The organism is Bradyrhizobium sp. CCGUVB4N, assembly GCF_024199945.1.
Lineage (GTDB): Bacteria > Pseudomonadota > Alphaproteobacteria > Rhizobiales > Xanthobacteraceae > Bradyrhizobium.
Genome location: NZ_JANADP010000001.1, coordinates 6240441 through 6265158, shown reverse-complemented (window position 1 = coordinate 6265158; position 24718 = coordinate 6240441). Strand labels below are relative to the sequence as shown.

Sequence of the window (24718 nt, the reverse complement as noted above, 5' to 3'; positions counted from 1 at the left end):
GGCGGGGCTTCGGCCCCGCCGCTTTTTTCGTTCGCCATCGGCATTCGAGGAGGCGGGAGCGATCGAAAAAGTAACCAGCGGTTATGGTTAATGGAGAGTAAGCGCGCAGAATCGCCAATGATTTCAGGCCGATTGCGAGGCCTGGCAACGCGTCACAATGGTTTATGGTGAACCGGCGCTTATGACAGTGAGACGCGTTTCACCCTTTGTTAGCCATGTCAGCGCACCCTGTGGCCGTCACTCGATCCAGAAGCGATCGAACGAAGACGCGTAAGCCAGAAGGGTAAGAGTCATGTCCGGTATTGTTCTCTCTGCGTCGGTTCGTCAGAACCTGCTCTCTCTCCAGTCCACCGCCGATCTTCTCGCCACCACACAGAACCGTCTGTCGACCGGCAAGAGCGTCAATTCGGCTCTGGACAATCCCACCAACTTCTTCACCGCCCAGTCGCTCGACAACCGCGCCAGCGACATCAACAACCTGCTCGATGGCATCGCCAACGGCGTGCAGGTGCTGCAGGCGGCCAACACCGGCCTGACCTCGCTGCAGAAGCTGATCGATAGCGCGAAGTCGATCGCCAACCAGGCGCTGCAGACCACCGTCGGCTATTCCACCAAGTCCAACGTCTCCACCACGATCGCGGGTGCGACGGCGGCGGACCTGCGCGGCACGACCAGCTTCGCCAGTGCTTCTGCTTCCAGCAACGTGCTCTATGACGGCACCGCCGGCGGCATCCACGCTGCGAGCGGCACCACGACCCTCGGTGCGACCCAGGGCGTTCTCACCGGTGCGACGGCAACCGCCGGCGACGGTTCGACGGCCATCACGGCGGGCATCACGCTGCTCGGCACCGGTGCTGCGACCGCGACCGGCCTGGTCGGCAACGCCCAGCCCTCGGACGGCGACACGCTGACCGTCAACGGTCACACGATCACCTTCCGCTCCGGCGTGGCTCCGACCTCCTCGACCGTTGCCAGCGGCCTCGGCGCCAGCGGCAACATCACCACCGACGGCGCGGGCAACTCGACCATCTACCTGGGCGACACCACGACGCCGAAGGGGACGGTCGGTGATCTCACCACCGCGATCGACCTCGCCAGCGGCGTGAAGGTTGCGTCGATCACCTCCGGTGCGGCGACGATCTCCCAGAGCGCCAACGCGACCGCCGTTTCGGACGTCGGTGTCACGACGGCCAGCAAGCTCACGCTGCATAGCTCGAGCGGTGCTGATCTCAGCATCACCGGTAAGGCCGACCTGCTGAAGGCCCTCGGCCTGTCCACCGCCACCGGCGGCGGCAACGCGACGGTGAACGTGGACCGCACCACCAGCTCCGGCTCGCTGGGTCAGCAGATCCAGGACGGCTCGACGCTGAACGTCGACGGTCATGTCATCACCTTCAAGAACGGCGCCGTTCCGGGCTCCACGGGTGCTCCGGCGATCCCGAGCGGCTCCGGCGTCAGCGGCAACGTCCTCACCGACGGCAACGGCAACTCGACGGTCTATCTGTCGTCCGGCACGGTCTCCGATGTGCTGAACGCGATCGACCTCGCCACCGGCGTGCAGACCGCGACCATCAACGCCGCAGGCGCTGCGACGCTGAAGACCGCCACCGGCCAGTCCAACTCGTCGATCAACAGCTCTGGCCAGCTCCGGCTTGCAACCGGCATCAATGCAGATCTCACGATTACTGGGTCGGGCAATGCGCTGAACGCACTTGGCCTTGCCGGCAACACCGGGACGGCGACCGCTTTTACCGCGGCCCGCACCTCGGGCATCGGCGGCATTGCCGGCAAGACCTTGACCTTCGCCTCCTTCAACGGTGGCACGGCGGTCAACGTCACCTTCGGCGATGGCACCAACGGCACGGTCAAGACGCTCGATCAGCTCAACACGCAGCTCCAGGCCAACAACCTGGCCGCGACGATCGACGCCAACGGTCAGCTGACCATTACGGCATCCAACGACTACGCGTCCTCGACGATTGGCTCGACCACTGCGGGCGGTGCGATCGGCGGGACGCTTACCACCGCGCTGACTTTCTCGACGGCATCGACTCCCGTCCAGGATGCGGTGGCGCAGACCGCTCGTGCCAATCTGGTGTCGCAGTACAACAACATCCTGAACCAGATCGACACGACCTCGCAGGACTCCTCGTTCAACGGCGTCAACCTGTTGAACGGCGACCAGCTCAAGCTGGTGTTCGACGAGACCGGCAAGTCGAGCCTGAACATCACCGGCGTGACCTACAACTCGAAGGGTCTGGGCCTCGCTGCGCTGACCGTCGGCGTCGACTTCATCGACAACGCCGCGTCGAACAAGGTGCTGACAAATCTGAACGCTGCGTCGAGCACGCTGCGGTCCGAGGCTTCCGCACTCGGTTCGAACCTCTCGGTGGTGCAGGTGCGTCAGGACTTCAACAAGAACCTGATCAACGTGCTGCAGACCGGCTCGTCGAACCTGACCCTGGCCGACACCAACGTCGAAGCGGCGAACAGCCAGGCGCTGTCGACCCGCCAGTCGATCGCGGTCTCGGCGCTGTCGCTGGCCAACACCTCGCAGCAGAGCGTGCTCCAGCTGCTCCGCTAACAAGCGACTGAAATTACTCAATAAAAACAGGCGGCGGGGCTTTTGCCCCGCCGCTCTTTTTTGCGTCCTGGGGCAGGGGTGGGGCGTAAACCCGCCATTAACCCTATCCCTTAAACCGGCGTTAACCATACTTTAAAGGACAGGTCCTAAAACTGGACAAAAGCCCGCTTCCAGACCCGCGCGGCCGATTCGTATCCGGTTCAAGAGGAAGACCTGCCAATGTCCAACATCGTTCTCTCGGCGTCCGTTCGCCAGAACCTGTTGTCGCTGCAGTCGACGGCCGACTTGCTGGCCACGACGCAGGAGCGGTTGTCGACCGGCAAGAAGGTCAACACGGCGCTCGACAATCCCACCAACTTCTTCACGGCGCAGGGGCTGGACAACCGAGCAAGCGACATCAGCAACCTGCTCGACGGCATCAACAACGGTGTGCAGGTGCTGCAGGCCGCCAATACCGGCATCACCTCGCTGCAGAAGCTGATCGACAGCGCGAAGTCGATCGCCAACCAGGCGCTGCAGACCACGGTCGGCTACTCCACCAAGTCCAACGTCTCGACCACGATCCCAGGTGCGACGCCGGCGGATCTGCGCGGCACGACCTCCTATGCCAGCGCGACCGCCAACAGCAACGTGCTCTATACCGGTGCGCCCGGCGGTGTCACGCCGGTGACGGCAGCGGCCGCCCTCGGTGCTTCGCTCGGTTCGAGCGCTGGTACATTGAATACCGGCACCGTGGCAAAGGCCGCCGACGGCAGCACCGCGCTCATCGGCACCGACACGCTGCTCGGCAGCACGACATCCACGACATTCAGCACCCCGCCCGCGGACGGCGACACGATCACGGTGAACGGCAAGACCGTCACCTTCCGCACCGGCTCGGCTCCGACAACGCAACCGACTGGCTGGGGCCTCAATGCCACCGGAAGCATTGCCACCGACGGCAACGGCAACTCGATCGTTTATGAGGGAACGGCCGCATCGCCCAAGGCGACCGTCAACGACGTCCTCAGCGCGATCGATCTCGCCAGCGGTGTCAATACCGCGGCAATCAGCGCCGGCGCTGCGACGATCTCGGTGAGCGGCACCAGCGGCACGCCGCCTGTCGGTACGGCACAGACTGCATCGTCCATCTCGGCAGGTGGTGTCGTCACGCTGAAGAGTTCGACCGGCGCAGATCTCAGCGTAACGGGCAACGCCGACTTTCTCCACGCTCTCGGCCTGACGGTCGCGACGGGCGCGGGCAATGCCAGTGTGTCGGCGAACCGGTCGACGACTGCGGGTTCGCTCGGCTCGCTGGTCCAAGACGGCTCGACGCTGAACGTCGATGGTCACACCATCACCTTCAAGAACGCGCAGACGCCGCAATCGGCCTCGAGCGTGGCCAACGGGTATGGCGTCAGCGGCAACGTCGCGACCGACGGCAACGGCAACTCGACGGTCTACATCCAGAGCGCAACGCTGACCGATCTGCTCAACTCGATCGACCTGGCGACCGGCGTCAAGACCGCCAGCCTCTTCAACGGTGCTGCCACGCTCAGCACCACTTCGGGCCAGATCCCGTCGTCGGTGAACTCGAGCGGCCAGCTGTCGATCTCGACCGGCATCAACGCCGACCTCTCGATCACCGGCACGGGCAACGCGCTGAACGCCTTCGGCCTCAGCGGCAATACTGGAACGGCGACCGCGTTCAGCGCGGACCGCAAGTCTGGTGTGGGCGGCGTCAGTGGCAAAACCCTCACGTTCTCCTCGTTCAACGGCGGCACGCCGGTTTCCGTCACCTTCGGCGACGGCACCAACGGCACGGTCAAGACGCTCGACCAGCTCAACGTCCAGCTTCAGGCCAACCACCTGACCGCGACGATCGACGCCAACGGCGTACTGACGGTCACCACCGTCAACGAATACGCATCGTCGACCCTCGGTTCGTCGACCGCAGGCGGCGCGGTCGGCGGTACGCTCACGAGCGTGCTTGCCTTCACCACCGCGCAGCCCCCGGTTCAGGATCCCGTGGCGCAGACCGCGCGTTCGAGCCTGGTCAGCCAGTTCAACAACATCCTGGCGCAGATCGACACGACCTCGCAGGACTCCTCCTTCAACGGTGTCAACCTGCTGAACGGCGACACCTTGAAGCTGGTCTTCAACGAGACCGGCAGCTCCACGCTCGGCATCAACGGCGTGGTGTTCAACGCGGCCGGTCTTGGCCTCAGCAATCTCGTCCCCGGCACCGACTTCATCGACAACGGCGCCACCAACAAGGTCCTCCAGAGCCTGAACGCTGCTTCGAGCACGCTGCGCTCGGAAGGTTCTTCGCTCGGTTCGAACCTGTCGATCGTGCAGGTCCGCCAGGACTTCTCCAAGAACCTGATCAACGTGCTGCAGACCGGCTCGTCCAACCTGACGCTTGCGGACACCAACGAGGAAGCGGCCAACAGCCAGGCGCTGTCGACCCGCCAGTCGATCGCGGTCTCCGCACTGTCGCTGGCCAATCAGTCGCAGCAGAGCGTACTGCAGCTGCTCCGCTAAGTCGCAAACGCAGAATCGAATCTTGAGACAGCGCGGCGGGGCTAAAGCTCCGCCGTTCTTTTGAGGGAGTTCGCTAAGACAAGATTAGCTGAGATCGATGGGCATGATGCAGTGCAAGTTTACAGCCTGCGTTTGCGCATCTAGCCTCGCGCCTACAAGGACTCCGCGACCCGTAATAATCCGGAGTGCTTCCAGGCGCACATGTAAGCAAATCTTAAGCGCTACTGCATAGGGTTGGGAAAGAAATCCTTAAGTCCGTTCAACGGGCTAGGAAGCTTCCAAGGTGTGATTGATGTCGAATTCCGCTGCCTCGGCCTACGCGCGTGTTGCAACGACCACCGCATCTCCTCGAGATGTCGAGGCGCAGACCTTGCTGAAGGCGGCCAACAAGCTCCAGGACGCGATCAATGCCGCTGACCCCTTCAGCGAGCAGACCACGCAGGCGCTGATGTTCAACCGCAAGCTCTGGACCATCTTCCTCAGCGAAGCGATGCGCGAGAACAACCCGCAGCCGCTCGATGTCCGGCAGAAGATCGCCAACATCAGCGTGTTCGTGCTGAGCCAGACCGCGGCGCTGCAGATGAGCCCGCAGTTCGATCACTTCCGCCCGCTGATCGAGATCAACCGCAATATTGCTGCCGGTCTGTCCGGCCGGCCCTGACGGAGACTCGTGATGTCCGACATCATGAGCATCCTGTCGACCGCGTATAAGGCGAATACGCTTTCGAGCACGACAGGCTCGTCCAAATACGTTGCGGTCGATTCGTCGCTGTACCAGGGCAACTGGACGGGCACCTACGCCGACGGCAAGAAGTTTTCGCTCAACATCTCGCAGGTCAACGGCTTCCGCGCGCAGATCCACTATCAGAGCGAGGGGACCTCGCAATACCAGCAGGTGCTGATCAAGGATTCGTCGTTCCGCTTCGGCAACACGAAGTTCACGCTGACCGACACCGGCACGGCGCAGATCAAGAACGTCGTCACGGACCCGGCGACCGGCTCGAGCTATCTCGACACCGCCCAGGCCACGCTCGACAGCTGATCGGCGGGCGCTCTTTAAGCGCTGAGGTCCGTATTGAGCGGACGCGAGGGCTCCGACTTCAAATCCAGTGCGTGGAAATAGGCTCGCCGGCGCAGCATCGCCTCGTCGGGGAACTGATTGACCACGGCATCGGTCCGGTCGTTGACGACCTGGAAGACCATCGATGCGGACGCCTGGTCGAACACGACCTGGCGCGAGATGTTCGCATTGCTCTGCAGATCATTGCTCGCAGCCGCGCTCGTATCGCTTGCGGCGACCGTCTGGCTCACCGGCAAATCGGTTTGCACGGCATCGTTCGCCGCCGAATTCGACGTCGTGACGATCTGTACGGGGGCCGGTATCCCCACCGGCCTGATGCTGAAATCTGTACTCATGGCAGCCTCCTGGTTGCCTTGTGTGAGTCAAATCCCAACCCCTCTCAATGCGCAACCATGGAACACCAGGGTTGAACACCCGGTAAGCAAACGTGACTAACCGCGCGACGCTATCGCCGCGCGGTTTTTCGTAAAATTGGATCGAGTTTCTTGTCTGCGTTCAGAGCGTGCGGCTGACCGCGAGCGGCGTGATGTGACGCGGACCAGGCGTGGCGCGGCGTCCCGCGGCCGTATAGGTGTTCGGCACGTTGCGCTTCTGGATCTCGGCGTTGACGCCGCGCACGACGCTCTCGGAGACCGCATGAGCGGTCGCGAGCACGGTGAGATTGACCTGAAGCATGGCGCGGAAGGCGTCGTGGTGACGGTGCAGCGTCGAGAGCAGCTCGGGCGCGGATTTCGAGAGCTGGGCCTGGTTCGCCTTCAACTGACCGACGGCGCCGACGTAGCGCCGCGACAGCTCCTGCTTCTGGCTCTCCATCGTCATCGCCTCGCGGACCTTGCCGGCACGAACCAGCTCGGTCTCGCGCTCGATCAGGCCGAGCAGGGCGCTCATCGCGTCCATCAGGTCCTCTGCGAGCTTGCGCGCCGCGACGCTCTCGGGCGTGCTGTTCGGGCGCTGCGATGGCATCGGCTGACGTGACGGGCTGAAGTGGTTCATCTCGTTTGACCTTATGCCGTACGAAGAGTGGTTTTGGCCTGCTGCATGATCAGGGTACGGTAGACGTCGCGGGCGACGCCGATGCCGCCGGCATTGGCGAAGTTCTTGGAATATTGCTCGGTCAGCATCGAGCGCCAGACGCCGGTGCCCGGCGTGTCGCCGAACGGGCCTTCACCCTTCAAGCCCGACGTCATCTGCGCGAACATGCTGTTGAGGAACATGCCCTCGAAGTCGGTTGCGGTCTTCTGCGCCTTGGCCTGCTGTTGCGGCGAGACCTTCTGAAGCGCGGCGGCGAGCTCGAAGTCGGGCCGGTTGTTGCGACTCTCAACCGAGAAGGCAGGGTTCGAGAGCGCGGCGGTGACGACGTGCGCGGTGTTGAGCATGCCGGTTTGCATCACATCACCTCGATGTCGGCTTCGATCGCACCCGCGGCCTTGATCGCCTGGAGGATGCTGATGAGGTCGCGCGGGCCGATGCCGAGGCCGTTGAGGCCATCGACGAGCTGCTGCAGCGAGACGCCGTCCTTGACGACGGCGAACTTCTTGCCGTCCTCGGTGACGCCGACGCTCGATCGCGGCGTGACCACGGTCCGGCCCCGCGACAGCGGGTTGGGCTGGCTCACCTGCGGGCTCTCGGAGATCGTGACCGTGAGGTTGCCCTGTGCAACGGCGACGGTGGCGACGCGGACGTCGCGGCCCATCACGATGATGCCGGAGCGCTCGTCGATGATGATCTTGGCGGCGAGATCCGGATCGACCTGGAGCTGTTCGATCTCGGTCAGGAAGGCGACCACGTTGCCCTTGAACTCCGGCGGGATGGTCAGCTGCACCGTCGAGGGATCGATCGGCTCGGCGCTCTTGACGCCGAGATAATCGTTGATCGCAGCTGCGATGCGCTTGGCCGTGGTGAAATCTGCGTTCCGGAGCGCCAGGCGCACGTTCGGCAGCCGGTTCAGCGCGAACTCGATCTCGCGCTCGATGATGGCGCCGTTGGCGATCCGGCCTACGGTCGGAACGCCGCGCACGATTTTCGCCGCTTCGCCCTCGGCCTGGAAACCGGAGATCGCGAGCGAGCCCTGCGCGACCGCATAGACGTTGCCGTCGGCGCCGAGAAGCGGGGTGACGAGCAGGGTGCCGCCGCGCAGATCCTTGGCGTCGCCGAGCGCGGAGACGGTGACGTCCATGCGCGTGCCCTGCGTGGAGAAAGCCGGCAGGTTGCCGGTCACCATCACGGCGGCGACGTTACCGGTACGGATGGTAGCGCCGCGGATGTTGACGCCCATGCGCTCGAGCATCGCTTGCAGCGACTGCTTGGTGAAGGGGATGTTGTTGAGGGTGTCGCCGGTGCCGTTGAGGCCGACGACGAGGCCGTAGCCGATAAGTTGGTTCTGCCGCACGCCTTCGATATTGGCGAGATCCTTGATGCGCGAGGTCGCGTTTGCAGAGGCCGCCGAGAGCGCCAGCGCTGACAGCGCGGCACAGGCCACCCCAAAAACCCCACTCAGAATCCTTACCCAACGAACGCCTGGCATCCTCTGCTCCCCGAGGCTCCTCACATCTCGGACCCTCTGCGACACTCCCATGACGAGCTGGTCCGACGCTTTCCTTGCGAGCGCTGTGCCAACACGGGGCAGAGGGGATAGTCGATTGAATAGGTTGAATAAATCTCTTGGGATCGACGCCAGCAGGCATTCGCCTTGAGGAGCGAAACTGCCGCCTGTCGGCAGATTTTGCCGGGCCGTTTACGCCCCGTTAACCATAAAGCGGCGAATGTGGCGCATCGATCACCCGGATTGCTCCGATGCGCATCTACGGACCGAATGGCACCACGCTTGGAACGCCGGCCAGCCAGGCCAGGCGAACGAGCTCCGGCACCTTCGTGCTGCCCGACACCTCGTCGGCGCAAGAGACGCGCGCCGCAGCCGCACCGAAAGCTTCCGCCAACATCGACGCGCTGCTCGCGCTGCAAGGCATCGAGGAAGATCCGGTCGAGCGCCGCAAGCGCTCGGTCGCCCGCGGCAAGACCGCGCTCGACGTGCTCGACGATCTCAAGATGGGACTCTTGTCCGGCAATCTCGACGCCTCGACGGTGATGCGGCTGCGCGACGCGGCCGCAAACCTGAAATCGTCCTCCGGCGATCCCGGTCTCGATTCCGTGCTGTCCGAGATCGAGCTGCGCGTCGAGGTCGAACTGGCGAAGGCCGGGCGGGGCTGACCGCGATCCCGCGAGAACAACGGCTTTACGCCGCTTCCTCCTTCTGCTGCGAATCGTAGCGGCGCTGGGCGGCGAGCACGTCTTTCAGATTCTCCTCGGCCCAATCGCGCAACGGGTCGACCGCAGCAGCGAGTGTCACGCCGAGCTGCGTGATCGAATATTCAACCGTCACCGGCACGGTCGCGATGGCGCGGCGCTTGATCAGGCCGTCGCGTTCGAGTGACTTGAGAACCTGGCTCAGCATCTTCTGCGAGATACCTTCAATGGTGCGGCGTAACTGATTGAAGCGCATCGGCTCCTCGCGCAGCAGCAACAGGATCAGCACGGCCCATTTGTCGCCGACGCGATCGAGAATTTGGCGTGTCGGGCACTCGGCGGCATAGACATTGGGTTTCATCTCAATCCTCGCACTTGCTTCGGCTTGCCGGTTACTCCTGCGTAAGCAGGTAAGCACAAAGTGCTCTCTTAACACCAGCATTCTTTGCGATATCTAGTCACCATTGGTTACTATAGAAGCGAAGGAGCCTTCCATGAAAATCGCAGTTGCCGGCGCCTCGGGCCGGGCCGGTTCGGAGATCACCAAGGAACTGTCCCGCCGTGGCCATGGCGTTACCGCCATCGCGCGGAACCCGGAGAAGATCGCAGGCCTGCCGAACGTCACGCCGACCAAAGGCGATGTGCTCGATCAGGCCGGCCTGACCAAACTCTGGGCCGGGCATGATGTTGCGGTGAGTTCCGTCCACTTCCTGGCGAGCGACCCGCACAAGCTGATTGCTGCTGCCAAGGACTCCAAGGTCGGTCGTTACCTGGTTGTCGGGGGCGCCGGCAGCCTGGAGGTCGCTCCCGGCGTCAAACTGGTCACAACCCCCGGTTTTCCGGCCCAATACAAAGCCGAGGCGGAGGCGGGTGGCGCTTTCCTCGACCTGCTACGGCAGGAAAAGGAGCTGAACTGGACCTTCCTCTCGCCCTCGGCACTGTTCATTGAGGGCGAACGCACCGGCAAGTTCCGTCTCGGCACCGATCAGCTTCTCGCAGATGCGAACGGCAAGAGCTGGATCAGCTTCGCCGACTACGCCATCGCGCTCGCCGACGAGATCGAGAAGCCGGCCCATCTGAGGCAGCGTTTCACGGTCGGTTACTAGGCTTTTGGCCGCCCCCGGGCCCTTACGGATAAACCTTCCTGTGCAAGGGCTTGGGGGCGGTAACCGCGCTATTAAGGAAATATTGTCTGTCACATGGGGTAGCTATATAAGCCCCGGCTCAACGGACTTCGTTCCGTTCACGAGTCGTTGCTTAAGAAGATAGGCCGCCCTTGGAAAAGTTGAAAAACTACCGACCGACCGAAAAAGAGCCTTTCATGAACGACCGGCAGAAGGAGTACTTCCGTATGAAGCTCCTCGCCTGGAAGGATGAGATCCTCAAAGAGTCCAAGCTCACCCTGCAGGCTCTGCAGGAGGAGAACGTGAACCACCCCGATCTCGCCGATCGGGCATCGTCCGAAACCGACCGCGCCATCGAACTCCGCGCCCGCGACCGCCAGCGCAAGTTGATCGCCAAGATCGACGCCGCGCTCCAGCGCATCGAGGACAACACCTACGGGTATTGCGAGGATACCGGCGAGCCGATCTCTTTGAAACGGCTCGAGGCCCGGCCCATCGCGACGCTCTCGGTGGAAGCGCAGGAGCGCCACGAGAAACGCGAGAAGGTCTATCGCGACGAATAGAGTCCGAGCCGCAGCGATGCGGCTCTTTATTTTTGAGCTTACGGTGCCGCTTGAGCGCCGCTGGTTTGGCGCGTAAATTTGCGCCGCCATGATGATTTGCACTCTCAATATCGCTTCGGTTTTCTTCCTGGGCTGAGCGCAGGCGCCTCCATCGCAGAGGCATCGCGTCCCGCGAGTTCCACTCGCGGATTCCCAACCGATTGAGCCGGCCGGTTCCGCAACGCGCGGACGACGAAGGCTGGCGAGCAATTGAGAGACAGCATGACTGCCAATTCCCGCGCGCTCGACGAGGCGCAAATCGACCAATTCATTCGCGAAGGCTTCGTCCGGATCGACAATGCCTTTCCCCGCGACCTCGCCGAGGCCGCGCGCGCCATCATGTGGCGCGACCTGCCGTGCAGGGAGGATGACCCGTCGACCTGGACGCGGCCGGTGATCCGGTTGCCGGGCTATGGCGATCCTCCGTTCCGGGACGCCATCAACACGGCCGTCCTCCATGCGGCATTCGACCAGATCGTCGGGTCTGGACGCTGGCGCCCGCGTCGCGACATCGGCACGATTCCAGTGCGCTTTCCGCATCCGGACGATCCGGGCGACGCCGGCTGGCACGTCGATCTCAGCTTTCCCGGCGCGGATTGCGACCCGAACGAGACGCGCGACTTCTCGGCCTGGCGCGTCAACGTCACCTCGCGCGGACGGGCGCTGTTGCTCCTGTTCCTGTTCTCCGACGTCGGCGAGGACGATGCGCCGACGCGCATCCGGGTCGGCTCGCATGTTCCGATGGCGCGCTATCTGGCGCCGGCGGGCGACGCGGGCAGGGCGCGCATGGTGCTGGACGAGATGGGAGCCGATTGTCCGATTGCGCTGGCGACCGGCGCTGCCGGCACCGTCTATCTCTGCCATCCCTTCCTGGTTCATGCCGCGCAGAGGCACCAGGGGACGCGGCCGCGCTTCATGGCACAGCCGTCGCTTCCTCTCGCCGAGCCGTACAGGCTGAAGCGGCCCGATGGCGTCTACTCGCCGGTCGAGACCGCAATCCGGCTCGCGCTCGGCTACGCCTGAGACGCGGAGCTTCGATCTCGTCATGTCGTGGTGCCGGTTCGGGCACCACGACATCGCGCTTATCGTCGCGATGGCGGAAAGTGAATCAGGATCAAGGACCTGGAGTCGATTCCTGCAAGCTCACGTGAGTTCACATGAGAAACAGCTTTCACTTCACGTGCGGGAGGTTTTGCGAGTCGCATCAACGAGATCGTCTCGGATGCTGAGGCCCTGATCCAGCAGCTTCACACATCGCTGCAATCAGGCTTCATGCGATGCAGCAAGGCGTGCATCCCCATAAACCCTGGACCAGCTCAATATTTCCTTAAGCGCCGGCAGCAAGCCGTAAGCCGCGTCCGTCAGCTCGTACTCGACCCGCAACGGTTTCTCCGCGAAAGCGGTGCGCGACACCAAGCCGTCCTGCTCGAGCTCCCGCAGCTGCGTGGTCAGCATGTGCTGGGTGATGCCGCCGATCGACCGCCGCAACGCGCCGAAACGAACCGCACCGTTCATCAGCGCGAACAGGATCTCCAGTTTCCACTTGCCGCCGAGCGCATGGATCGCGCGCTTGAAATCGGCGAGCAGGGTGGGGTCCGGGCTGCAATCGCAGTCGCCGTCGCAAGCGCTGGTCAGGTTTTCCATACCGGTCTCGAAATCCATTCTACTTGTTCCCCCGGAGATAGTGACCAGATGCGGCTCTGAGCAGGGTGGCGGAACCAATCTAGCCACCCGGAGCGATTAAGGGGAATTTGGCAATGAGCATCGTTCTGGTCACCGGCGGATCCGGCTTCGTCGGTATCCATGTCGTCCTGCAGCTTCTGGCCGCCGGTCATGTGGTGCGAACGACGGTGCGGCGGCCGGACCGGCAAACCGATGTGCTGGCCATGCTGCGCGAGGGCGGGGCGGCGTCGCCGGAGAATCTGTCCTTCTTCACCGCCGACCTCACGGCGGACGAGGGCTGGCAGGCGGCGGTGACGGGCTGCGACTACGTGCTCCACGTCGCCTCGCCGCTATCGACCAGCGTGCCCAAGGACGAGAACGAGATGATCGTCCCGGCCCGCGACGGCACGCTGCGGGTGCTGCGCGCCTCGCGCGATGCCGGAGTCAGACGGGTCGTCATCACCTCGTCGCTGGGCGCTATCGGCTACGGCCATCTGCCGCGGGAGAAGCCGTTCGACGAGACCGAGTGGACCAATCTCGCCGGCAGCGACGTGCAGCCGTATATCAAGTCCAAGACGCTGGCCGAGCGGGCGGCCTGGGATTTCATCGCGCGCGAGGGCGGCGGGCTCGAACTGTCGGTAATCAATCCCTCCGGGATTTTCGGTCCGGTGCTCGGGCCGGATTTCTCCGGCTCGATCGAGATCGTCAAATCGCTGCTCGACGGCGCCATGCCGGCGGTGCCGCGGGTCTATTTCGGCGTGGTCGACGTGCGTGATGTCGCCGACCTGCATTTGCGGGCGATGACCGCGCCGGCGGCGAAAGGCGAGCGCTTCATCGCGGTCTCCGGCGAGACGATGTCGATCCTCGACATCGGCAAGGTGCTGCGGCGGGAACTGGGATCGCGGGCGCGCCGGGTTCCGCGGCTCCAGGCCCCGGACTGGCTGGTGCGGCTCGCCGCGAGCCGGATTTCCCTGCTGCAGGCGGTCGTGCCGATGCTCGGCCGCGTCAGGCATTCCACCAGCGCCAAGGCGAGGTCGATGCTGGGCTGGCAGCCCCGTTCCAACGACGAGGCGATCCTTGCCACGGCCGAGAGCCTGATCCGGCTCGGCCTGGTCAAGGCGTGACGGCATATGCGCCCGCGCTTGTCATGCCCGGGCGGGGATGCTGAAGTGCGGCTCTCAAGTGCGTAGCGTGGGAGCCGGCGCCGATGGACAAAATTCTCGAAGCCGCAAAGGCGATCGCACTGGCGCGCCGCAACCATGCGCCGCTCGCGGCGCTTGAAGTTCCCCCCGCCGATGAAGCCGAGGGCTATGAGGTTCAGCGTGCGCTGCATGATCTTCTGCTGAAGAATGTCGGACCGCTGGTCGGCTACAAGATCGGCTGCACCAGCCAGGTGATGCAGGACTATATCGGCATCCCGCACCCCTGCGGCGGCGGTGTGTTCCAGAAGGGGGTGCATGACAGCGGCGTCAAGCTCGCGGCCTCCGACTATGTCCGCGTCGGCGTCGAGTGCGAGATCGCGGTGCGCCTGAAGCGGAACCTCGCCGCCGGCGAGGCGCCGTTCACCGCCGAATGGGTCGGCGAAGCCGTCGAGGCTTATCATCCCGCGATCGAGATCGTCGACGACCGCTACGTGAAATGGGAGACGATGGGCGCGCCGACGCTGATTGCGGATGATTTCTTCGCCGCCGGCTGCGTGCTGGGCGAGGCGGTACCGCGCTCGTCGGTCCCGGACCTGAAGGCGGTCAAGGGCCGCGCCCTCGTCAATGGCGAGGAGGTCAGCCACGGCACCGGCGCCGACGTGCTCGGCCATCCCCACAACGCACTCGCCTGGCTCGCCAACCATCTCGCCGCCGAAGGCAAGGGGTTACATGCGGGACAGCTGGTGCTGACCGGCAGTCTGGTGAAGACGTTATGGCTGAAAGCCGGCGACAAGGTGCGGATGGAGCTGGACGGGCTGGGCACGGTGGAGGCGGAGTTCACGTGAACGCTCTCTCCGCTTGCAATGGCCGAGTGTGAAGCGCCACCACCGCCAAAATACATGCGGCCCTCGCCAGGGGAGCTAGCGAGGGCCGCGTAGTACATCGTCGTTCGCGCCTAGGTTCGCGAACACGATGTGGGAGCTCGGGAGAGACTTAGAAGGGCAGCAGCACGTCCATGACTTGCTGGCCGTAGCGCGGCTGCTGCACGTCCGTGATCTGGCCGCGGCCGCCATAGGCGATGCGGGCCTGCGCGATCTTGCTGGAATCGATGGTGTTGTCGCTCTGGATGTCCTCAGGCCGGACGATGCCGGCGACCACGAGTTCGCGGATCTCGAAGTTGACGCGGATCTCCTGCTTGCCTTCGACGACGAGATTGCCGTTCGGCAGCACCTGGGTCACGACCGCTGCGACGTTGGTCTGCAGGGCTTCCGTGCGATTGACCGAGCCCTTGCCGTCGCTCGAGGCGGTGGAGTCGGCGGTGAGGATGCGGCCGGGCAGCACCTTCTGGGCCTGGACGCCGAGCGTCTTCGAGCCGATGAAATCGGTGATGCCCGAATCTTCCGAATTGGTGCGGCTGCGCTGGGTCTCGTTGGAGAGGTTGGCCTTGTCGGTGATGTTCACGGTCACGGTCAGGAGGTCGCCGACATGGGTCGCGCGTTGATCCTTGAAGAAGGCGCGACTACCGTTCCGCCACAGCGAGTTCGGATTGTAGGAGGCGACTTCCGGCTTCGGCATCGGCATCTGCACCGGCTTGTAGCCGGGCTGCGTCGTCGGATTGTCGATCGCCGACAGTTTCGGTTGCTCGCCGATCTGCGACAGGCGGTCGATCGAGGAGCAGCCGCTTGCGAGCGCGCAAGTGGCGAGCAGCAGGGCCGAGATCACGACGCGACGAAGACGGTAAGCCGAACTGAAAGCGGACATGACGAACTCTTACTTTGCTTGAGCTTGCGAGACGCGAGCTTGCGGGATCTGGGCTTCTGCGATCTGGGCCGGCGACGCGGGGGCCTGGACCAGGTTCCGGAGGAGGGCTGCGGTGTCGACGGGGGCGGGCGCCTCGTCACGCTTGAGCGAGGAGGTCTGCTCGACCGCAGCCTCCATCGGCGCGGACTGGCTGGCGCCCTGCACGGTCACCTGGCCGCGGGCGGTGACGATGCCGGTCAGCGTGCGCTTGGTCTGCAAATTGAGGACGCTCACGGTGTCGCCCTCGGCGCCGCTCTCGATCGCCTTGCCGCGGGTGGTGAGATAAATCCCGGGGACCTGGTAGATGACGGTGACGCTCTGGTCGCGTGACACGTATTCGGGCTTGGCGATGTCGGCGACGCGGATCGGCGTGCCGGCGCGCATCGGCCGGCGGAGCTGCATGCCGACGGTGCGGTCGCGCGTGGCGGCCTCGCCCGGCACTTCCGCCTTGGGCCGTCGCTCCTGCGCGACGTCGGAGGATTTCAGCGTCTCGGTGCGTTCGACGTCGCGGGTCAGGACGGCGACTTCCACGGTCTCGATCGCAGTACCGGTCAAGCGCAGCTTGGTCGGCGTCGGGGTGCTGTCGTTGTTGATCTCGAAGGCGAGGTCGAAGCGGCCGCTGCGGGCGTCGTAGCGCGTCGCGACCGGCTGCAGCGCGCCGGTGTTGGAGGCATCGAGCCGCATGTCCGAAACGCCGCGGTCGAAGGTCACGGTGATGTTGGCCGCGTCGCCAAGGCCGAAGCGGCGTTCGAGCGCGGAGGCGACCGCGTTTTCGAGATCCTTGTTGGCGAAGGTGCGGGCGAGCCGCGTGACCTGGACTTCCTTGATGTCGCCGGTCATCACGCCGATCACCTGCTTGGCGCGAAGCACGCTCAGGACCTGGGCAACCGGCAGCGCGCCGGTGGTGCCGAGATCGGGCGAGCGATAGACCGCGATCAGCGCGGCCGAGCCGGCGTTCTCGATGAGGTCGCCGACCCGTACCACGTCGGACGTGACGGTGACGTTGGCGCGCAGCATCGGCACGGCGATGCCGTCGTCGGCGGCCTGCGCCGGCAGCGCCAGCACGAGCAGAGCGGAGAGAGTGGCAAGCGTGGTGCGGATCATGGTCATCACCTCAGCGGAACAGCGCCGTGGTCGATTGCATCATCTGGTCGGCGGCGCTGATCACCTTGGCGTTCATCTCGTAGGCGCGTTGCGCGGCGATCAGGTCGCTCATCTCCGACACGACGTCGACATTGGCCTGTTCGAGGCTGCCTTGCGTGATCTTGCCGTAGCCTTCGGAGTTCGCGGTGCCGTCCTGCGGCGCGCCGGATGAGGTCGTCTCGGTGAACTGGTTGCTGCCGACCGGCTGCAGGCCCGCCTTGTTGATGAAGCGGGTCACGCCGATCTGGCCGAGAATGGTGTTGCTCGACGAGCCCGGCAGCGTCACCGACACCTGGCCCTGCTCGTTGACGGTGATGCCCGAGGCGTTGTTCGGGATCGTGATGGTCGGCTGCACCGGATTGCCCTGCGCGGTGACGACGCGGCCCTGGTTGTCCATCTGGAACGTGCCGTCGCGGGTGTACTGGTAGGTGCCGTCGGGCATCAGGATCTTGAAGAAGCCTTCGCCGGACATCGCGAGATCGAGGTCGTTGCCGGTCTGCGACAGCGTGCCCTGCGTCATGCTGCGGGGGGTGCCGACGGTCTTGACGCCGCCGCCGATATCGACGCCGACCGGCAGGATGGTGCCCTGGTCCGAGGCCTGCGCGCCGACGCGGCGGACGTGTTCGTAGATCAGGTCCTGGAACGCCGCGGTCTGCTTCTTGAAGCCGGTGGTGCGCAGGTTGGCGATGTTGTTGGAGATCACCTGAACGTTCAGTTCCTGTGCCGCCATTCCGGTCGCAGCGGTGTGGAGCGCTTGCATGTCAGTGGTCCCCTAATCAGGCCGGAACGTCGGCGAGCTTTTCGATCGCCGATTTGTGGAGGTCGCTCTGCTGCTGGAGCAGGTTGGCGATCGCGGTGTAGCTGCGCATGACCTCGACCATGCGGCTCATCTCGCCGACCGAATTCACGTTCGACTTCTCGATGTAGCCCTGCTGCAGGGTGGACTTGGAAGTGGTCTGCTGCTGGTTGGCGGAGCCGGCGCCGTAGAGATTGGCGCCGAGCTTGGTCAGCTTGGCCGGATCGTCGAACTCCACCATGCGGATCTTGCCGCGGATCGAGTCGGTCTTGGCCGTGCCTTCGAGCACGGTCACGGTGCCGTCGGCGGCGACGTTGATGTCGTGGTCGGTCGGCTGGAAGACGATCGGGCCGCCGGTGCCGAGCACGAGATTGCCGTCGGAGGTCATGAGCTGGCCGGTGCTGCTGAGCGCGAACTTGCCGTCGCGGGTGTAGCGCTCTGCGCCATTGGCCTGCACGGCGAAGAACGCGTTGCCGCTGATCGCCATGTCGAGCGGGTTGTTGGTCGCCTCCATCGGCCCCTGGCCGACATCGCGGTAGGTGCCGCGGTCCTGCACATAGGAGACCCGGCGGTCGGAGCCGACGAAATTGTCCTCATGCGCGTTCGAGTTGAGGTACTCCTCGAACAGCGAATGGTCGGCCTTGAAGCCGTTGGTGTTGGCATTGGCGACGTTGTTGGCGATGACATCCATCTGCCGTTCCAACGTCATCTGCCGTGACAAGCCGATCAGAAGCGCATTCTGCATCGGTAGATCTCCCCTGCGTGAGATCTGCCATTTCGCTCTCCCAAGCGCCTTGGCCGATCCCGTGAACGAGACCGTCGGGTTCTCCCAAACCGTTCGGTCTCGCCCCTCTCTCAGCGAAAGCCGTGCCAACTTGAAATGGTGTTAAATTCCAATGGGTTGTCGATTTTTCGGCGGCGCGGGCGGGAGGCAGAAAGGTTCTGTTAGCCATGTTTGCCCGGCAGATTTTTCCTAGCGGAGGCCCAATCGAAAGGTTCCGTTAACCATTATTACCGTAGCGTTTGCTTGTAAGAGGAGCGCTTTGCGCTGGGGCATTTGTATCGCGTCACTGTCTGCCAGGAGGCTTCGCTCTTTCGATCCTTTTGAGATGAGCGAGCCCGGACGATCATGGCAGAGAATGAAGCGGAAGGCGGCGGAGCCGCCGAAGGCGCGGAAGCCGCTGCCCCCAAAAGCAAGTTCAAGCTGATCCTGATCATCGTCGGCGCGCTGGTCGTGCTCGGCGGCGGTGCCGCAACCTGGTTCCTGTTCTTCCGTCATGGCGAAGACGAGCATCATGCCGAGGTCGCTCCCCCGCCGAAACCGCCGGCCTTCGTCGAAGTGCCCGACATGATGGTCAACCTCGCCGGTGCGCCCGGCGAGCGCGTGCAATATCTCAAGCTCAAGATCGTGCTTGAGCTGAAGGAAGAGAAGCAGATCGAGGCGATCAAGCCGTCGATGCCGCGGGTCACCGACATCTTCCAGACCTATGTGCGCGAGCTCCGCTCCTCCGACCTCAACGGTTCCGCCGGCGTCTTCCGCCTCAAGGAAGAGCTGACCAAGCGCGTCAACGCCGCAGTCGCGCCGATCCAGGTCAGCGCGGTGCTGTTCAAGGAAGTCGTGCTCCAGTGACGGTTCAGAGAAGGTAACGGGCTAGCGTCATGGCCGGCAACGAGCAGATGGACCAGGATGCGATTGCCGCCCAATGGGAGGCGTCGCTCGATTCCGAGGATCCCGCAGAGGCCGCGAAGGCTGCTGCCGAAAACGAACTCTCGGAGACCATGGCCCTGCAATGGGCGGCCATGGTCGAGGACGGCAGCCGCGATCTCGGCAACGGCAAGAACTCGGGCGAGCGGGTGCTGTCGCAGGAGGAGATCGACAATCTCCTCGGCTTCACCGTCGGTGACGTCACGCTCGACGACCATTCCGGCATCCGCGCGATCATCGATTCGGCGATGGTCTCCTACGAGCGTCTACCGATGCTCGAAATCGTCTTCGACCGTCTGGTGCGGTTGCTGACGACCTCCTTGCGCAATTTCACCTCCGACAACGTCGAAGTCTCGCTCGACCGCATCACCTCGGTGCGTTTCGGCGACTACATGAACTCGATCCCGCTGCCCGCCGTGCTCTCGGTCTTCAAGGCCGAGGAGTGGGACAATTTCGGCATGGCGACGGTCGATTCCAGCCTGATCTACTCGATGATCGACGTGCTGCTCGGCGGCCGCCGCGGCTCGAGCCAGCTCCGCATCGAGGGCCGGCCCTACACGACGATCGAGACCGAGCTGGTCAAGCGCCTGGTCGAGGTGGTGCTGGCCGATGCCGAGCAGGCGTTCCGGCCGCTGTCGCCGGTGACCTTCACGATCGACCGGCTCGAGACCAATCCGCGCTTCGCCGCGATCAGCCGTCCCGCCAACGCCGCGATCCTGGTGCGCCTGCGCATCGACATGGAAGATCGCGGCGGCAACATCGAACTGCTGCTGCCCTACGCGACCATCGAACCGATCCGGGCCGTCCTGCTCCAGATGTTCATGGGCGAAAAGTTCGGCCGCGACCCGATCTGGGAAGGCCATTTCGCCACCGAGATCGTGCAGGCCGAGATTTCCGTCGACGCCGTGCTCTACGAGGCCGACATTCCGCTCAAGCAGCTGATGCGGCTGAAGGTCGGCGACACGCTGCCGCTCGACATGCGCGCCGATGCCAATGTCACCGTGCGCTGCGGCGACGTCACGATCACCGAAGGACGCATGGGCCGGGTCGGGGAACGCGTTGCGATCCGCGTGACGAAACCCTTGCGCAAGCCAAGTACGACACTTGCGATGTTCGAGAAGGTGGACGAACAGAACAAGCTGATGGAGGCCCCATGAACCACTCTCTGGGAATGGCGATCGAGACGTTGGTGGCTATCCTGCTGATGCTCACGATCGGCTACTGCATCCTGCTCAACAAGCGGCTGACGCGGCTGAAGGCGGACGAGCATTCGCTGAAGGCTGTGATCGGCGAGCTCATCACCGCGACCGAGATCGCCGAGCGCGCGATCGGCGGGCTCAAGCTCGCGGTGCGCGACGTCAACGAGAATCTCGGCAGCCAGCTTGCCGCCGCCACGCAGATGTCCGACCAGCTCCACAAGCAGCTCGGCGAAGCCGACAACGTGGTGCGTCGCCTCTCCAAGATCGCGATCGCGGCGCGCCCCGTCACGAATCCGGAAACCGCGGCCGCCCCGGTCGCCAAGCCGTCGGCGGCGAAGGCGGTGGCCGCTGCCGCCGAAGCGTTCTCCGAGCGCCGAAGGTCCAACGGTCTCGCCGCATAAAGTCAGGGTATGAAGTCCTTTCGTAACATCCGCGTCATTCCGGTCGTCCTGGTTGCGGTCGCAGGTCTCGCCACGCTGAAAGTGGCGGGGCTCGTGATCAATGGCGGCTATGTCTTCGACTACCAGCCGAAGCAGGTGAAGAAGTCCTGGGCGCAGGAGAATTTGAATTTTCCCGGGGGCGAGGACCCTGACATCACCGGCTCCACGCATGGCGCGCCGAAGGAGGCGCCGAAGCCGGCCGCGCCCGAAACCAAGTTCGAGGGCACCCCGGTCAAGATGGACGAAGCCCAGCCGCAGGTCTCGGCCTCGGAGCGCGCGATCCTGGAACGGTTGCAGGCGCGCCGCCAGGAGATCGAGTCCCGTCAGCGCGAGATCGATATCCGCGAGAGCCTTTTGAAGTCGGCCGAGAAGCGCATCGAGGACAAGGTCGAGGAGATGAAGGCGGTGGAATCCCGCATCACCGCGACCCAGGCCGAGCAGAAGGCCGCCGAGGCCCAGCGCTTGAAGGGCCTCGTGACCATGTATGAGGGCATGAAGCCCAAGGACGCGGCGCGGGTGTTCGACCGGTTGGAAATGGGTGTGCTGATCGAGATCGCCTCGGCGATCGCCCCGCGCAAGATGTCCGACATCCTGGGACTGATGTCGTCGGAAGCGGCCGAGCGGCTGACCGTCGAAATGGCCCGCCGCGCCAATGGGGGCGGCGATCAGGCTGCCTCCGCCAGTGATCTTCCCAAGATCGACGGCAAGCCGACGCAAAAGCCGAATTGAGGGCTCGAGAGGCGCGGAGCGCGAGAAGGCGACATTGACACCGTCGCCCTGCGGGCATCACACGATCAGATCGTGCGGTACGAGGGCGTGAGTTGAGCCTGCCCCGTGAGCTGGATCAACATGCGGCGGGGACAGTTCAGGTATCGGCGCCGCCCCGAATCCATGGATTACGCCGGCATGTTGGTGATGACCGGACGGGTCCGAGGGATCATCCAATCCTGCGCCGGACCCTGAGCGGTGGTCATGCAAAGCGCCATCCTCGGTGGCGTGGGGTTCGGCCGCCGCGTGTCTCGGCTCGGGCGCAAGGACACCCGAACCGTCTGGGGCTGGCTGCTTGAAATGAAAGGAGTCGCCGAGGCGAACCCAGGCAACACGAGGAAGGTCGTTCTCGCCTGTCGGGTCCCGGTGATGATGCTCGAGCAACTGATTTTCATGGTGTGACGTCTCGATGGGACCTGTGCCGAAGTGGATGCTGCGGTCGACGCCGAGAGCCGTCAGGTCGATGCGATCAGAGTCTACCTTGAATGCAGAGACGATATCAGGGCGCGCCGCACCGGGATTTGATGTCGAGGCAAAGACGAAATGGTCGTCTCTGGAACTACCGGCAAGAAGATTCCACTCGTGTTCGCCAGAATGGGCATCGCAACTGTCCTGTGAACTGATCTTGCCATCATCCGGACTTTCGCCGGAGACAGCGGTGTCACCGGTGCGCGCGTCGTGGGTGCTCGCAGCCGCCGTCTGAACGGCGGCCAAACCATCTGCAGCCGTATTGACTTCGGGGATCGCGGTAGCATGGGACGGGGCGGCGGCATCGTGAGCCGCCGCGTGACCGAAATGGTCGCGATCGTCGGCACCGTGGATTGTGATCGCTATCGTCTGTTCCGTGCCATCGATGGTGGTGACCGTGAAGGTGTCGGTCAATGTGTCACAGGAAGAAAGCGCCTTTACGGCGCAGTTGGTGGTATCGAGCGTGTAGGTCCACACGCCAGCGACGGTCATCGTGAAGGTGCCGTAGCCGCCCGCGCTCCGCGTCGCACAAGTGACCGGCGTGAATGTGTTGGGCGGGTTGTCGACGTCGGTGTCGGTCAGTCTGCCGCTCGCCGTCGGCTTGCCTCGTTCCTCGCAGTCGGGCTCGGTCACCGAGCCAGTGGTGCAGCCGTGGATGATGGCGGGATCGTTCGTGCCGCGGATGGTGATCGTCACCACCTGCGCAGTGCCGTCGATGGTGGTCACCGTGAAGGTGTCCGTCAGGGTATCGCAGGCGTTCAGCGCCTGGACGGCGCAATTTGCGTTGTCGAGCAGGTAGGTCCAGACGCCGTCTGCCGTCATCTGGAAGCTGCCATAACCGTGGTCGCTCACCTTTGGCGAGGTCACCGGCGTGAAGCTGTCGGGAGTATTGTCGACATCAGTATCGGTGAGCCTGCCGGTTGCGGTCGGTGTCCCGCGATTCCCATACGCGGCTTCCGTTACGGTGCCGGTCGCCGTCCCGGAGATGATGGCAGCATCGTTGGAGCCGTTGATCGTGATGGTAATCAACTGCGGGGTCCCGCCGATGCTCGTCACCGTAAAAGTGTCGGTCAGCGTCTGGCCAATGTTCAACGCCTGTACTGCGCTGTTGGATTGATCGAGCGTGTAGGCCCAGACGCCATCGGCGGTCATCGTGAAAGTGCCGTAGCCGTGTGCACTCGGCGTCGGCGAATTGACGGCCGTGAAAGTGTTGGCGGGGTCGTCGACATCGACATCCGAGAGCTTGCCGGTTGTGACGGATGATCCGGACGAGGCATTGGCGACGCCGCCGGATTCGATCGATGTGCCGGTCGTCACGCCGGAGATGATCGCCGCGTCGTCGACGCCATTGATGTTGATCGTGAAGACCTGCTGTGCCGAAAGCGACCCGTCTGACACGGCGATCACAAAGCTATCGGTGGTCGACGTCTTCAGCGCGTTGATCGCGTCATTGTCGGGAACGAAGGCATAGGCGCCAGTCGTACTGTTCAGATAAAGCGTGCCATAAGCGCTGGTCTTCGATACGTCGTAGGTTGCTCCATCCAGCACGGTATTGCCCGTAGCGCCTCCGCTGATGGCGAAAGTCAGCGCGGCGTTGGAGCTGGAACTGCTGGCGCTGAACGTTCCCCTCGTTGCGGTGAAGACGTCAAACACGGCCGTGTCGAGTTCAAGCGGGGGCGCCTGAGCATTCAAGGTCGGCGGCGTCTTCACGATCATGATCTCGGGCATCATGATGACGGGCACCGCTGGCAGTGTGTTCGGCGCCGCGGGTGCGTCGGGCGCTATGAAATGGATCGGCTCCAGCGGCAGAGATTTGACGAACGGAGGGGTGCCGGACCCATGCGTGCCATATCCCTTCGCGAAATTTTCGAGCGCCTCTTGCTGGACCGCCCGCAGCTCCTCCATGCGCGTCGCGCTGTTGTCGAGCTGGTTCACGGAAACCCCGGAGCCGACCTTACTCAGGACGACCGTTTGTCCGGGATCCTCGACGATGATGTGCCGCGGGATGGCCTCCTTGGTGGTGAGCTCGAACGCGCCGTGCGCAAGGTCCTTGTACGCAATCGTATCGTCGTCGAGGAACGTTACGTTCGGGTCTGCCGCCTCGACCTCTTTGATCATCGAGAGGAGCAATGCCGTGAGCGACAGCATCCCGAAGCCCCCCGCAGAGGCTCGCTCACGAATCTGGGTAGCGGGCGCATCAAGAGCGCCGCTCTTCGCAGTCTTCACTTGGCGGTGCCGGGCCATGGCGGCTTCGCGCTCGTCCCCGTGCCTTGCAGTGGACGTGCCGAACATTGTTCAACCCCGATTGCCCGAACAGTCGGCCGCAGCCGTCGCCGTACCTTGGCCGGCTTGCCGCGTCACGCGATCGGGAACAATTTTGTGCCGGCAACGTCAGTCAGGCCCGCTAAAGGCCGTGGTCTCCGAGAATTCCGCCCAGG

The 24718-nt window shown here is 64.0% G+C and carries 25 protein-coding genes; 14 read left to right on the top strand and 11 right to left on the bottom strand.

All coding sequences use genetic code 11. The annotated features are described in order from the left end of the window. Positions 1-292: 292 nt before the first annotated feature. From NLM31_RS29170 to NLM31_RS29155, 4 genes are all read left to right on the top strand, one after another. Complete coding sequence (locus NLM31_RS29170) at positions 293-2584, top strand: DUF1522 domain-containing protein (protein ID WP_254194493.1); 2292 nt, start codon at positions 293-295, stop codon at positions 2582-2584. A 219-nt stretch (positions 2585-2803) separates the two neighbouring features. Beyond that, entirely contained in the window at positions 2804-5107 is a 2304-nt protein-coding gene (locus tag NLM31_RS29165) for a DUF1522 domain-containing protein (RefSeq protein ID WP_254194492.1), read from the top strand. Between the two features lie 292 nt (positions 5108-5399). Beyond that, a complete protein-coding gene (flaF, locus tag NLM31_RS29160; protein WP_027534793.1) occupies positions 5400-5768 on the top strand; it encodes a flagellar biosynthesis regulator FlaF in 369 nt (122 codons plus the stop codon). A gap of 12 nt (positions 5769-5780) precedes the next feature. Then, complete coding sequence (locus NLM31_RS29155) at positions 5781-6149, top strand: hypothetical protein (protein WP_254132592.1); 369 nt, start codon at positions 5781-5783, stop codon at positions 6147-6149. A gap of 14 nt (positions 6150-6163) precedes the next feature. Here the strand turns inward: NLM31_RS29155 and NLM31_RS29150 are convergent, their stop codons facing one another. The 4 genes from NLM31_RS29150 to NLM31_RS29135 form a co-directional block, all read right to left on the bottom strand. Then, positions 6164-6523, bottom strand: coding sequence for a flagellar protein FlaG (locus tag NLM31_RS29150; protein ID WP_148778243.1), 360 nt, complete (start codon positions 6521-6523; stop codon positions 6164-6166). A gap of 160 nt (positions 6524-6683) precedes the next feature. Then, a complete protein-coding gene (locus tag NLM31_RS29145) occupies positions 6684-7181 on the bottom strand; it encodes a hypothetical protein (RefSeq protein WP_254194491.1) in 498 nt (165 codons plus the stop codon). An 11-nt stretch (positions 7182-7192) separates the two neighbouring features. Beyond that, complete coding sequence (gene flgJ, locus NLM31_RS29140; protein WP_254132590.1) at positions 7193-7576, bottom strand: flagellar assembly peptidoglycan hydrolase FlgJ; 384 nt, start codon at positions 7574-7576, stop codon at positions 7193-7195. Further along, entirely contained in the window at positions 7576-8712 is a 1137-nt protein-coding gene (locus NLM31_RS29135) for a flagellar basal body P-ring protein FlgI (protein WP_254132589.1), read from the bottom strand. Before NLM31_RS29135 ends, flgJ begins: the two co-directional genes overlap by 1 nt. A gap of 269 nt (positions 8713-8981) precedes the next feature. Here NLM31_RS29135 and NLM31_RS29130 point away from each other — a divergent pair, with 269 nt between their 5' ends. Beyond that, positions 8982-9395, top strand: coding sequence for a flagellar assembly protein FliX (locus NLM31_RS29130; protein ID WP_254132588.1), 414 nt, complete (start codon positions 8982-8984; stop codon positions 9393-9395). A 25-nt stretch (positions 9396-9420) separates the two neighbouring features. Here NLM31_RS29130 and NLM31_RS29125 read toward each other — a convergent pair whose 3' ends face one another. Next, positions 9421-9792: a helix-turn-helix domain-containing protein gene (locus NLM31_RS29125; RefSeq protein WP_254132587.1), complete on the bottom strand. Its 372-nt coding sequence runs from the start codon at positions 9790-9792 to the stop codon at positions 9421-9423. Positions 9793-9925: 133 nt separating this feature from the next. Here NLM31_RS29125 and NLM31_RS29120 point away from each other — a divergent pair, with 133 nt between their 5' ends. The 3 genes from NLM31_RS29120 (at position 9926) to NLM31_RS29110 (ending at position 12180) form a co-directional block, all read left to right on the top strand. Further along, complete coding sequence (locus tag NLM31_RS29120) at positions 9926-10537, top strand: NAD(P)-dependent oxidoreductase (protein WP_254194490.1); 612 nt, start codon at positions 9926-9928, stop codon at positions 10535-10537. 215 nt (positions 10538-10752) lie between these two features. After that, the gene (gene dksA / locus NLM31_RS29115; protein ID WP_008142458.1) at positions 10753-11118 is read left to right on the top strand and encodes an RNA polymerase-binding protein DksA; all 366 of its coding nucleotides are present in this window, start codon (positions 10753-10755) and stop codon (positions 11116-11118) included. 261 nt (positions 11119-11379) lie between these two features. Beyond that, positions 11380-12180, top strand: coding sequence for a phytanoyl-CoA dioxygenase family protein (locus tag NLM31_RS29110; RefSeq protein ID WP_254194489.1), 801 nt, complete (start codon positions 11380-11382; stop codon positions 12178-12180). Between the two features lie 240 nt (positions 12181-12420). Here NLM31_RS29110 and NLM31_RS29105 read toward each other — a convergent pair whose 3' ends face one another. Continuing rightward, complete coding sequence (locus NLM31_RS29105) at positions 12421-12819, bottom strand: helix-turn-helix domain-containing protein (protein WP_254194488.1); 399 nt, start codon at positions 12817-12819, stop codon at positions 12421-12423. A gap of 95 nt (positions 12820-12914) precedes the next feature. On the opposite strand from NLM31_RS29105, the gene NLM31_RS29100 reads away from it, so the two are divergent. Together NLM31_RS29100 and NLM31_RS29095 are read left to right on the top strand one after the other, a co-directional pair. Continuing rightward, positions 12915-13943: an aldehyde reductase gene (locus NLM31_RS29100; protein WP_254194487.1), complete on the top strand. Its 1029-nt coding sequence runs from the start codon at positions 12915-12917 to the stop codon at positions 13941-13943. An 83-nt stretch (positions 13944-14026) separates the two neighbouring features. Continuing rightward, entirely contained in the window at positions 14027-14806 is a 780-nt protein-coding gene (locus NLM31_RS29095; protein WP_254194486.1) for a 2-keto-4-pentenoate hydratase, read from the top strand. 148 nt (positions 14807-14954) lie between these two features. Here NLM31_RS29095 and flgH read toward each other — a convergent pair whose 3' ends face one another. Genes flgH through flgF form a run of 4 tightly spaced genes read right to left on the bottom strand, consistent with a single transcriptional unit; the run spans position 14955 to position 18445 of the window. Next, on the bottom strand, positions 14955-15722 hold the full coding sequence (gene flgH, locus NLM31_RS29090) for a flagellar basal body L-ring protein FlgH (protein WP_254132581.1): 768 nt from the start codon (positions 15720-15722) through the stop codon (positions 14955-14957). A gap of 9 nt (positions 15723-15731) precedes the next feature. Continuing rightward, positions 15732-16865, bottom strand: a complete 1134-nt coding sequence (gene flgA, locus NLM31_RS29085; RefSeq protein ID WP_254194485.1) for a flagellar basal body P-ring formation chaperone FlgA — start codon at positions 16863-16865, stop codon at positions 15732-15734. A 10-nt stretch (positions 16866-16875) separates the two neighbouring features. Further along, positions 16876-17664: a flagellar basal-body rod protein FlgG gene (gene flgG, locus NLM31_RS29080; RefSeq protein WP_027534779.1), complete on the bottom strand. Its 789-nt coding sequence runs from the start codon at positions 17662-17664 to the stop codon at positions 16876-16878. A gap of 16 nt (positions 17665-17680) precedes the next feature. Beyond that, a complete protein-coding gene (gene flgF, locus NLM31_RS29075; RefSeq protein ID WP_254132579.1) occupies positions 17681-18445 on the bottom strand; it encodes a flagellar basal-body rod protein FlgF in 765 nt (254 codons plus the stop codon). 384 nt (positions 18446-18829) lie between these two features. Here flgF and fliL point away from each other — a divergent pair, with 384 nt between their 5' ends. Genes fliL through NLM31_RS29055 form a run of 4 tightly spaced genes read left to right on the top strand, consistent with a single transcriptional unit; the run spans position 18830 to position 21773 of the window. Beyond that, positions 18830-19330, top strand: a complete 501-nt coding sequence (fliL, locus tag NLM31_RS29070; protein ID WP_254132578.1) for a flagellar basal body-associated protein FliL — start codon at positions 18830-18832, stop codon at positions 19328-19330. 29 nt (positions 19331-19359) lie between these two features. Next, on the top strand, positions 19360-20562 hold the full coding sequence (fliM, locus tag NLM31_RS29065; RefSeq protein WP_027534776.1) for a flagellar motor switch protein FliM: 1203 nt from the start codon (positions 19360-19362) through the stop codon (positions 20560-20562). Further along, a complete protein-coding gene (locus NLM31_RS29060; RefSeq protein ID WP_254194484.1) occupies positions 20559-21005 on the top strand; it encodes a DUF6468 domain-containing protein in 447 nt (148 codons plus the stop codon). Before fliM ends, NLM31_RS29060 begins: the two co-directional genes overlap by 4 nt. Positions 21006-21014: 9 nt before the next feature. Then, complete coding sequence (locus tag NLM31_RS29055; RefSeq protein ID WP_254194483.1) at positions 21015-21773, top strand: MotE family protein; 759 nt, start codon at positions 21015-21017, stop codon at positions 21771-21773. Positions 21774-21830: 57 nt separating this feature from the next. On the opposite strand, the gene NLM31_RS29050 is transcribed toward NLM31_RS29055, so the two are convergent. Beyond that, positions 21831-24572, bottom strand: coding sequence for a VCBS domain-containing protein (locus NLM31_RS29050; RefSeq protein ID WP_254194482.1), 2742 nt, complete (start codon positions 24570-24572; stop codon positions 21831-21833). Between the last annotated feature and the right edge of the window lie 146 nt (positions 24573-24718).

Bases quoted from the DNA above. Each gene is read 5' to 3' on its own strand.
- NLM31_RS29170 (WP_254194493.1), top strand. From the start codon at position 293: ATGTCCGGTATTGTTCTCTCTGCGTCGGTTCGTCAGAACCTGCTCTCT.
- NLM31_RS29165 (WP_254194492.1), top strand. From the start codon at position 2,804: ATGTCCAACATCGTTCTCTCGGCGTCCGTTCGCCAGAACCTGTTGTCG.
- flaF (WP_027534793.1), top strand. From the start codon at position 5,400: ATGTCGAATTCCGCTGCCTCGGCCTACGCGCGTGTTGCAACGACCACC.
- NLM31_RS29155 (WP_254132592.1), top strand. From the start codon at position 5,781: ATGTCCGACATCATGAGCATCCTGTCGACCGCGTATAAGGCGAATACG.
- NLM31_RS29150 (WP_148778243.1), bottom strand. From the start codon at position 6,523: ATGAGTACAGATTTCAGCATCAGGCCGGTGGGGATACCGGCCCCCGTA.
- NLM31_RS29145 (WP_254194491.1), bottom strand. From the start codon at position 7,181: ATGAACCACTTCAGCCCGTCACGTCAGCCGATGCCATCGCAGCGCCCG.
- flgJ (WP_254132590.1), bottom strand. From the start codon at position 7,576: ATGCAAACCGGCATGCTCAACACCGCGCACGTCGTCACCGCCGCGCTC.
- NLM31_RS29135 (WP_254132589.1), bottom strand. From the start codon at position 8,712: ATGCCAGGCGTTCGTTGGGTAAGGATTCTGAGTGGGGTTTTTGGGGTG.
- NLM31_RS29130 (WP_254132588.1), top strand. From the start codon at position 8,982: ATGCGCATCTACGGACCGAATGGCACCACGCTTGGAACGCCGGCCAGC.
- NLM31_RS29125 (WP_254132587.1), bottom strand. From the start codon at position 9,792: ATGAAACCCAATGTCTATGCCGCCGAGTGCCCGACACGCCAAATTCTC.
- NLM31_RS29120 (WP_254194490.1), top strand. From the start codon at position 9,926: ATGAAAATCGCAGTTGCCGGCGCCTCGGGCCGGGCCGGTTCGGAGATC.
- dksA (WP_008142458.1), top strand. From the start codon at position 10,753: ATGAACGACCGGCAGAAGGAGTACTTCCGTATGAAGCTCCTCGCCTGG.
- NLM31_RS29110 (WP_254194489.1), top strand. From the start codon at position 11,380: ATGACTGCCAATTCCCGCGCGCTCGACGAGGCGCAAATCGACCAATTC.
- NLM31_RS29105 (WP_254194488.1), bottom strand. From the start codon at position 12,819: ATGGATTTCGAGACCGGTATGGAAAACCTGACCAGCGCTTGCGACGGC.
- NLM31_RS29100 (WP_254194487.1), top strand. From the start codon at position 12,915: ATGAGCATCGTTCTGGTCACCGGCGGATCCGGCTTCGTCGGTATCCAT.
- NLM31_RS29095 (WP_254194486.1), top strand. From the start codon at position 14,027: ATGGACAAAATTCTCGAAGCCGCAAAGGCGATCGCACTGGCGCGCCGC.
- flgH (WP_254132581.1), bottom strand. From the start codon at position 15,722: ATGTCCGCTTTCAGTTCGGCTTACCGTCTTCGTCGCGTCGTGATCTCG.
- flgA (WP_254194485.1), bottom strand. From the start codon at position 16,865: ATGATCCGCACCACGCTTGCCACTCTCTCCGCTCTGCTCGTGCTGGCG.
- flgG (WP_027534779.1), bottom strand. From the start codon at position 17,664: ATGCAAGCGCTCCACACCGCTGCGACCGGAATGGCGGCACAGGAACTG.
- flgF (WP_254132579.1), bottom strand. From the start codon at position 18,445: ATGCAGAATGCGCTTCTGATCGGCTTGTCACGGCAGATGACGTTGGAA.
- fliL (WP_254132578.1), top strand. From the start codon at position 18,830: ATGGCAGAGAATGAAGCGGAAGGCGGCGGAGCCGCCGAAGGCGCGGAA.
- fliM (WP_027534776.1), top strand. From the start codon at position 19,360: ATGGCCGGCAACGAGCAGATGGACCAGGATGCGATTGCCGCCCAATGG.
- NLM31_RS29060 (WP_254194484.1), top strand. From the start codon at position 20,559: ATGAACCACTCTCTGGGAATGGCGATCGAGACGTTGGTGGCTATCCTG.
- NLM31_RS29055 (WP_254194483.1), top strand. From the start codon at position 21,015: ATGAAGTCCTTTCGTAACATCCGCGTCATTCCGGTCGTCCTGGTTGCG.
- NLM31_RS29050 (WP_254194482.1), bottom strand. From the start codon at position 24,572: ATGTTCGGCACGTCCACTGCAAGGCACGGGGACGAGCGCGAAGCCGCC.